Origin of the sequence: Alkalibacterium iburiense (genome assembly GCF_039521845.1) — a bacterium.
Classification (GTDB): Bacteria; Bacillota; Bacilli; order Lactobacillales; family Carnobacteriaceae_A; genus Alkalibacterium; species Alkalibacterium iburiense.
Genome location: NZ_BAAACW010000027.1, coordinates 33,671 through 41,268, shown reverse-complemented (window position 1 = coordinate 41,268; position 7,598 = coordinate 33,671). Strand labels below are relative to the sequence as shown.

Annotated in this window: 11 protein-coding genes; 2 read left to right on the top strand and 9 right to left on the bottom strand. The window is 38.2% G+C overall.

What is annotated here, in order from left to right; all coding sequences use genetic code 11:
- Positions 1–391 precede the first annotated feature (391 nt).
- From ABDZ53_RS02495 to ABDZ53_RS02480, 4 genes are all read right to left on the bottom strand, one after another.
- Positions 392–712, bottom strand: coding sequence for a PTS lactose/cellobiose transporter subunit IIA (locus tag ABDZ53_RS02495; RefSeq protein WP_343753653.1), 321 nt, complete (start codon positions 710–712; stop codon positions 392–394).
- A 39-nt stretch (positions 713–751) separates the two neighbouring features.
- Positions 752–1,057, bottom strand: a complete 306-nt coding sequence (locus ABDZ53_RS02490) for a PTS sugar transporter subunit IIB (RefSeq protein WP_343753651.1) — start codon at positions 1,055–1,057, stop codon at positions 752–754.
- 87 nt (positions 1,058–1,144) lie between these two features.
- Positions 1,145–2,128, bottom strand: a complete 984-nt coding sequence (locus ABDZ53_RS02485; RefSeq protein WP_343753649.1) for a Gfo/Idh/MocA family protein — start codon at positions 2,126–2,128, stop codon at positions 1,145–1,147.
- A 13-nt stretch (positions 2,129–2,141) separates the two neighbouring features.
- Positions 2,142–2,984: a metallophosphoesterase gene (locus tag ABDZ53_RS02480; protein WP_343753647.1), complete on the bottom strand. Its 843-nt coding sequence runs from the start codon at positions 2,982–2,984 to the stop codon at positions 2,142–2,144.
- Between the two features lie 123 nt (positions 2,985–3,107).
- Here ABDZ53_RS02480 and ABDZ53_RS02475 point away from each other — a divergent pair, with 123 nt between their 5' ends.
- Complete coding sequence (locus ABDZ53_RS02475) at positions 3,108–3,317, top strand: hypothetical protein (protein WP_343753645.1); 210 nt, start codon at positions 3,108–3,110, stop codon at positions 3,315–3,317.
- Between the two features lie 12 nt (positions 3,318–3,329).
- The gene (locus ABDZ53_RS02470; protein WP_343753643.1) at positions 3,330–3,605 is read left to right on the top strand and encodes a hypothetical protein; all 276 of its coding nucleotides are present in this window, start codon (positions 3,330–3,332) and stop codon (positions 3,603–3,605) included.
- A gap of 56 nt (positions 3,606–3,661) precedes the next feature.
- On the opposite strand, the gene ABDZ53_RS02465 is transcribed toward ABDZ53_RS02470, so the two are convergent.
- The 5 genes from ABDZ53_RS02465 to ABDZ53_RS02445 form a co-directional block, all read right to left on the bottom strand.
- Positions 3,662–3,940, bottom strand: coding sequence for a hypothetical protein (locus ABDZ53_RS02465; RefSeq protein WP_343753641.1), 279 nt, complete (start codon positions 3,938–3,940; stop codon positions 3,662–3,664).
- Positions 3,941–4,132: 192 nt separating this feature from the next.
- Complete coding sequence (locus ABDZ53_RS02460) at positions 4,133–4,828, bottom strand: hypothetical protein (protein ID WP_343753639.1); 696 nt, start codon at positions 4,826–4,828, stop codon at positions 4,133–4,135.
- 48 nt (positions 4,829–4,876) lie between these two features.
- Positions 4,877–6,370, bottom strand: a complete 1,494-nt coding sequence (locus tag ABDZ53_RS02455) for a DUF1538 domain-containing protein (protein WP_343753637.1) — start codon at positions 6,368–6,370, stop codon at positions 4,877–4,879.
- 18 nt (positions 6,371–6,388) lie between these two features.
- Positions 6,389–6,712 carry a hypothetical protein gene (locus ABDZ53_RS02450; RefSeq protein WP_343753635.1) on the bottom strand — a complete coding sequence of 108 codons (324 nt, stop codon included), beginning with the start codon at positions 6,710–6,712 and terminating at the stop codon, positions 6,389–6,391.
- Positions 6,713–7,016: 304 nt separating this feature from the next.
- On the bottom strand, positions 7,017–7,598 hold a 582-nt coding region (locus ABDZ53_RS02445; RefSeq protein WP_425541666.1), incomplete at its 5' end, for a mechanosensitive ion channel family protein.

The window sequence follows — 7,598 nt, the reverse complement described above, 5'->3', positions numbered from 1 at the left end:
CTTTTTTTGACCCCACGCTGGAAGCTTTCCGGAACCCCCGGCATAGCCGAGGGTTTTCAAAGACCATAAAAAGACAGTCTATCCCCGTGACGAATAGACTGTTAGTGAGTTTCTTTTATTTTTATCTAGCATAAAAAAAGGAACACCTACTCATGGCTATAGGAGGAATATGGCCGACTGGTTCTTTTCGGCTGGTTCATATTTATTTGTTTTAAGTTATCTATTACTGGGATCCACATGGCCTTTCCTCCTTCCTTTTTTATTAAAAATCTCTCATCGAAATAACTATACACTGAAACGCATTCCAATACAATACAAAATGTATAAAAATTTTATTTAATCTATTTTATGCAGGAAAACAAAAAAAGACCTGTTCAGGTCTTCGTTCGTTTTAATCGATACGATTATATATCTCTATGATTTCCATCGCTAAGTCACGATAAGTCATGGCGCTCATTAACTGATCCTGAGCATGAACCATTAAGAGATTCAAATCCATTTCATTTCCTTCAGCTTCTTTGGATAATAGTTCCGTTTGGACTCGGTGCCCCTCATTGATGGCCTCTTGAGAGTGTTCTAGCTTGTCTTCTGCTAAAGAAAAGTCTCCCTTTTTAGCCGCCTGGATGGCTTCCATCGCACTGCTTTTAGCATCTCCACCATGCATAATGAGCTGCATGATAATTTCCATTGATTGACTGTTGTTCTCAGACATATGGCCCCCCTATCTTTATAAGGACTGTACCTTTCTCGCTTACACTAAGTCGTCGACAATCTTTCCTGTATTCATCATCGCATAATCCGTTTGATCTATGACATAGATGACCGGTTGATTGTTTTCTAAACTTTTTTCAAATGAGGGTTTTAAATACCTGACTTGAGGACTAAGCAAGAGATAATCAACGGGTATGGTATTCAGCTTTCTTTCAGCCTCTGAAGCTGAAACAGCTGATATCTTCATATCTAACCCTCTCATCTTTACTGTTTCCTGCATTTTGGAGACAAGAAAACTCGAACTCATCCCTGCTGTGCAGATGAGTAACACGTTTTTTGAAGTCATTTCTTTAACCCCTCATTCACACTCATTCTATTACTTTTCATCTTACACTTCTCATGTTTTTCTGTCCAATAAAATGGCATGTGTTCTTCAGTCCCTTTGGCGTATTTCGTCTAATACCACATGCACGTTTCGCGAGAGAGTTTGCCACTCATTGACTTTAGCCCGACTGGCAGCTGAATCCGGGTCTTTCATCACTTCCGCAAAAGCTATCGCTTCATCTTCCAGCGGATTGTTTGCAACGGGTTCCAGAGGCAGTGTTTGGACGTCTCTCGTTCGGGCATCCACTAAATTCGCTTGGGAAACTCCTGTGATGGCATCCAAGACGAGTGTCGCATCCGAACTGTAGACTTCTGAATGATTTAATGAGGTATTGATTTTCCCATAATGAAGGGTGACGTCAAAGGATGGGTATCGTAAAACGGCGGTTCCCTTCCCGTCAACACCCGTTTCTATTCTTTGAGAAAAAGCCTGAACAGAATCCGGTATACCAAACCACTTAACTGCTGCATAGACCACATAAATTCCTAAATCATTGGCTGCTCCTCCCGCAAAAGTCGGTGAAAAGATAGCAGGTTCTTCTCCTGCAAGCACATTATCGTAACGAGAGGAATATTTACTATAAGTGAGTGTCGCGCCATAGACTTTGGGAAAGTCCTGAATCACTTCTGTGACCTTTATAAAGTTGGGTTCAAATAGATGTCTGGCCGCTTCGACTACCACACATTCTTCTTTCTGAGCTTTCTCAATCAAATCATCCCATTCATCTAAACTAGTCACCATGGGCTTTTCAATAATGAGATGCTTTTTATAAGATAAAGCATCCATGGCTTGTTCAAAATGTAAGCTGTTTGGAGAAGCCACATAGATCACGTCGATGTCCGGATCCTCTATAAAGCCTGACCAGTCAGCATAGGCTTTGTTAGCTTCGTATCGTTCTTTAAAGTCCTCCGCTTTTTCGATGCTTCTTGAATACACCGCTTCTAATGAATAATGCTTGGAATGTAAAGCAGCTTCTATAAATTGAGTCGTAATCTGACTTGTTCCAATCGTTCCTAACCGTAAAGTGTCCATTGCTTTCTCCTTTTTAATTCAATGTAATGACGCCAATTTCTGGGCGATTGTTTATTCTTAAAGGAAAAGAGGAATTCCCTAACCCTCTGGATACAATCATGCGTTTTGATCGGTCTTCTGAATAAGTAAAAATGCCATAATCATACTTCGGTAAAAAGCCTTGTCCCGGAGAATAGAGTCCGCCTAAAAATGGAATACGGCCTTGACCCGCATGGGTATGGCCCGATAAGACCAAAGCAGGTGCTTTCGTTTTGTCATCCATATACCTTTCAAAATGTTCCGGGCGATGAGCCATAAGAATTTTCGGTAGCTCTTCCATTTCTTCCGTCAATTCAATTGAAGACAAAAGAGGTTTAGGCAAATTAAACTGGTTCTGTCTTTCTGCCAAGCCCATGAGTACCAGTCCGGGTTCGTCCTCGTGGTAAAGTATAACGGCGTCATCTAATAATAAATGGGCCTTTGCGGTTTTTATAATAAACATAAAATCATCAAAGGAGCCACTAGCAATGTCATGATTACCGGTTGCCACATAGGTCGGTGCTATCTTCGCGCATTCTTCTACAAAATGTCTTAACGGGGTCCCTACAAAATCTTCCAAGCCTGCTTGAACCAGGTCTCCTGTTATTAAAATATAATCGGGATGCAAGTCTTCTGTTTTATTCAAGATGGTTTCCACAAAACTTTTATTGATTCTCGGTTTCAAGTGCAGATCAGAGAGATGAACCACCTTTTTACCTTTCATATTTTCTTTTAATTTAGGAATCGTTAGCGTGTAAGCCGTTGTTTCGATTAAATAATTCTGTATGTATAAATAAATAAGCAGTGCTAATATCAGTCCTACAACAATCCATACCATAGCTTTTCCTCCACATCTAAAATATAGCCTTATTGTATCATATAAGCGTATTATAAGCGTTAGAAAATTTAGTATGTTACTATGTATCTAAATAAAACACTTTCATTTTTGGAGGGATGCTTCATGGAGAATCAACCTACTTTGCATCAAGACCAACAAAACCAAGCGGATCAAGCGGTGAAAGCGGAAGGTCTGAAAGAAACCAATCCATTTATTAAGCGGGATGAAGTGATTGACGACCGAGAGCTTTCAGAAGAGGAAAAAGCCCAGAGAAGTAAGCCCGAAGATTTTGAAAAGTTTAACTTCGATCAATTGGATGAAGAACACTCATAAGGAGAGGATACTATGTCAGGTACAGGCGGTTTTAATCACGGAAGCGGCAATCATGCAGGGGGACATCCCGTTCCTCCATTTGTAGTCGATCCTAAAGATGGAGAGAATAATACGGATAACGAATTTGTCCACACACCAGAAACGGATGAAGTCAACCCGAATCATCAGAATGAAGAGGATAAGGAAAGAGAACGTTCCGATGAAGACTTTGTTTCCTTCGATGTAGACAAAGTGGATGATTTAGAAAAATCAAAGGAACAATCGGACGAGGATGACACGAAAGACTAACCTCACCCATAGAATTAAAATAAGCGACGGAGCACTGATTAGTGGCTCGGTCGCTTTTAGCGTGGAGTGATGGGTTTATAATATCTTAAATTTTCAAATGGAATAGAGCGTAATACTTTTCTTTCAGATACGTCTTCTTGCATCAAATAGATAATATCCGTGTTCATTTCAAATAAATCGTCCCAGCCCATATGATAGCGTCTAAGAATCATATCTAGTGGCACATCTAATTCTCCGTCTGCATTTTCAATTAGTTCATTGTCACGAATTAATAATTCTTTGGATTCCGTCGCTGTTTCAATCACATAGACAAAACGTTTTTTTGTATGTGTCATATTACTCTCTCCCTATTCACTTCACAGCTAAAAATAACACGTTGTATGTTGCACTTCTTAGCTTGATTATACAAGAGATATAGGGCTTTGTCTGTGTCTAAAATGAGACGTTTTAGTGCAGATATTGATTCTATTTTATCGCTTTTTTTAGGTTAATTTATCCATAAATAGTGTGTCATGTTTTTTTGTCATTTATTGAAACAAACCGAAAGTTTCGGCTAAATCAACAGCAAATAAGACACCTGTGTTCTTATTTTTCATTTCTAATTCTTCAGAAAGGGTATTGATTATGTCATGCGTCTTTTCTGATGGCACTATGGTCATCAGCACATCTTTTTCAGGTTCAATATCCATATTAAAGACATGTCTGACCTCATACGAGGCTGCTCCACGCCCATGAATAACAGTGCCTCCTAATCCTCCAAAGCGTTCAACGATATCCAAGACTTCTTCACCTTCACCAATATCCTTAATAGTCACAATCAATTGATGACTGTCTTCATCTAGGTGAGGCTGTTGTTTATTTTCCACTACCTTGTCAAAATCAATTGTATTTTTTGAAATGCCTGAAGTTCTATTTAAGGGAATACGAAGTGCTACTCCAGATTTTTTCTTTTCAAATTCACTTTTTTCCGTGATATAAGTAAAAGCTTGTTTTGCCATGGTTGACGGTGCTACTAAGATAACTATTTCTCTTCTAGCACTATCAATCCCAAGTGTTCTTAATAAACTGCTGCGTACTTTTCCTTCACCTAAAATAATCGTCCCTCCGTGAAGTCCTTTTTCAGCAGCAAGTCTTAACACTTCTTTACTCTTTCTTTTTTTTTCATTGTAGTTAACAATAAACATCAGCATATCCATATTAATCTGACCATTTAATTGTACCATTTCATCCCACCTATTCTTAGCATTGATTTCTTGTATGGTTTGACTATTCTAATCTGTCTGACCTGCAGCCTCAGCTTTTTTCTTCTGTAATTCATAGACAAATCCAAGTAATTGTAGTGTGACTATCGGCATCATGGCTACTAAAGCTATCATACCAAATCCTTCTAACATAATTTCAGCATGAGGAACAGCTTCCGTCGCTCCTTGTACAAAAGCTAGAATGAAGGTAGCTGTTAATGGTCCTGTGGCTACCCCACCTGCATCGAAGGCCATTCCTACGAATATTGTGGGTACAATATAAGACAAGCCAATAGCGATAATATAACCAGGCAATATTATATGCCATAGTTCTAAACTTGGAATAACGATTCTTATGATTGATAAACCAACAGCTGCTCCTACTCCAATACAAAGGGAAAGCAAGACTGGTCCTCTCTTAATCGATCCGCTTGTGACATCTTCAATCTGATGAGTCAAAACACTGACCGCTGGTTCTGCAATAATTGTTACAACACCCAAAACGATTCCTACTAAGGTCAGAATGACATAGCGTCCTTCTGCTGCGATAGAATAACCAATTAAACTCCCGATATCCATAAATCCAGCATTAACACCGGTTAAGAATAATACTAGACCGACGTATACATAAATCATGCCTATCCAAATACGTCTATTATTTTTAAAGCTCTTTTTCATAAGAATATTCTGATAGAAGAAGAACATCGCAAGAATCGGAAAGACTGTAATAGCGACTTCTAACAATTGTGTCGTTAGATTATTTAAAAAACTCACTATAAAACTATCGCCCGAACCTATGGATATCTCCAAGGTTCCAGTTAAATCGCCTGTAGGGAATAGAATGTTATAAACCATTACCCCTAGAATGGCTCCACTTGAAGCCAAAGCCACCATTCCAAAACTATCAGCTTCTGAGCTTTTTGAGTTCTTTTTCATAGATGCCACACCTACTGATAAGGCAAGCATAAATGGCACTGTAATCGCACCAGTAGTTGCTCCAGATGCATCAAAAGCGATAGAAACAAATTCAGTTGCAGTAAATAAAGACAATAGGAAAATAAATCCATATAGAATCGATAGCAAGGGAACGATTTTCCAGTTGTAAACGATACGAACTAACCCTATCACGAGTAATATAGCTAAGCCGATGGATACGACTGAAACGATAGCCGTTGCTGAAACTACTCCACCAGAAACTATCCCGATTTGTGCACCAAGTACTGTTAAGCTAGGCTCTGCTACGGAAATAAAGAAGCCCATGACTAATCCGGCAGCTATTAGCATCCATAGTTTATTCGATCGAGCAACCCCCTTCCCCATCAACTCTCCTATAGGATTTATGGCTAGGTCTACCCCCGTCAGGAATATAGTTAAGCCTATAATAACCAGAAGAAGGCCTATTACAAATGCAATTAAAGCTTCTGTTGATAAATCAATAACAAAAAAATGAATCAAAAAAACAATCACTAATGTAGGAATTGTTGAACTTAAGACTTCCCTAAATTTTTCGTTTAATAATCCCAAATTGTTTCCTCCTTCTATTTATGATGTTGAATGTGATTTGTCTATGCCTCTTACTTCAGATAAAGCAAATGAAAAGAGTATGCCTGTATTCTCTTTTTCTAATTGAAGCTCCTTAGTAAGACCTTCAATTATTCTATCTGTTGTTTCATCAGATGAGATAATTAATAATATATCTTTCTCGGGTTCTATTTCTAAATCAAAAAAGCTTAGTATATTTTCTTTGTGAATCGCTGCTCCACGTCCACGTAGAATTGTTCCTCCCGTAGCTCCATATTTTTCAGCAATTTCCATTGCTTTCTCGCCTTCACCAATCTTTTGAACGAGTATTATACTATTAAACATAATTTACCTCCTCTTCAACTTCAAACTAATTAATTAACTATCTAATAAAAACCTAGCACTTTTTAGTATACCTGACTGCAGCAACTTAATCTAGGTTCCTAAATTGAGCTCCAGTTACTAGCTTATCATAATATGAATGAAGAATGTTTGAATTTAAATTAAATATTGAGTTTCACCGAAATATATTTATGACAGTAATTCAGATTACACTTATGTATTAATTCAAGAATCGTTTCATTTTGAGTTGTAAAAGTGAAAAAGCTTCTACCCAAAATGAGCAGAAGCTTTTAATGGTTCTTCTAAATTATAGTTCTGGAGTATTATCTCCTGGTTCACTTGGTTTCGCACTTTCTTCTTGAATCTTACGGTCCGCACGCTCTAATTGCTTGCTGGCAAAATCGCGTCCGCCTAATCCGAAGGCTAAGGCAAACCCTAATGCTAGACCACCAATAATAAACATAAAGGCGTTATTAACAATCGTTGTCGCAAAGTTTAACTGGTCTAAGGCCATGAATACACCAAAAGCAATCAAGGTATATTTTACGATAAGAGCAGCCATTTTGCTTCCTGTCGCTTTTCTAATCATACTGCTTAAAGCTTGTCCTCCGAAGAAGGCTAAGCCAATGATGATAACGGCGAACAGGACGTTTGGCAAGTAAGCAATGATTGCAGCTACGATACCATTTAGCATCTCCAAGTTCAAAGCATTGAGTGCTTCAACTAAGAAGAATAATCCAATTAAGAAGGCAACAATTTGACCTGTAATTTTAGCCAAATCTATATCCATATTGCTTGAAGATTTCAAGTAAGATGAATATTTGTTAAAGCCTGTTCCTCTTAATAGATCAGTTAACATTTCTCCTACAAATTTAGCTAATACTACCCC

Coding starts and splice junctions, on each gene's coding strand:
- ABDZ53_RS02495 (WP_343753653.1), bottom strand. CDS start 712: ATGTCTGAGAACAACAGTCAATCAATGGAAATTATCATGCAGCTCATT.
- ABDZ53_RS02490 (WP_343753651.1), bottom strand. CDS start 1,057: ATGACTTCAAAAAACGTGTTACTCATCTGCACAGCAGGGATGAGTTCG.
- ABDZ53_RS02485 (WP_343753649.1), bottom strand. CDS start 2,128: ATGGACACTTTACGGTTAGGAACGATTGGAACAAGTCAGATTACGACT.
- ABDZ53_RS02480 (WP_343753647.1), bottom strand. CDS start 2,984: ATGGTATGGATTGTTGTAGGACTGATATTAGCACTGCTTATTTATTTA.
- ABDZ53_RS02475 (WP_343753645.1), top strand. CDS start 3,108: ATGGAGAATCAACCTACTTTGCATCAAGACCAACAAAACCAAGCGGAT.
- ABDZ53_RS02470 (WP_343753643.1), top strand. CDS start 3,330: ATGTCAGGTACAGGCGGTTTTAATCACGGAAGCGGCAATCATGCAGGG.
- ABDZ53_RS02465 (WP_343753641.1), bottom strand. CDS start 3,940: ATGACACATACAAAAAAACGTTTTGTCTATGTGATTGAAACAGCGACG.
- ABDZ53_RS02460 (WP_343753639.1), bottom strand. CDS start 4,828: ATGGTACAATTAAATGGTCAGATTAATATGGATATGCTGATGTTTATT.
- ABDZ53_RS02450 (WP_343753635.1), bottom strand. CDS start 6,712: ATGTTTAATAGTATAATACTCGTTCAAAAGATTGGTGAAGGCGAGAAA.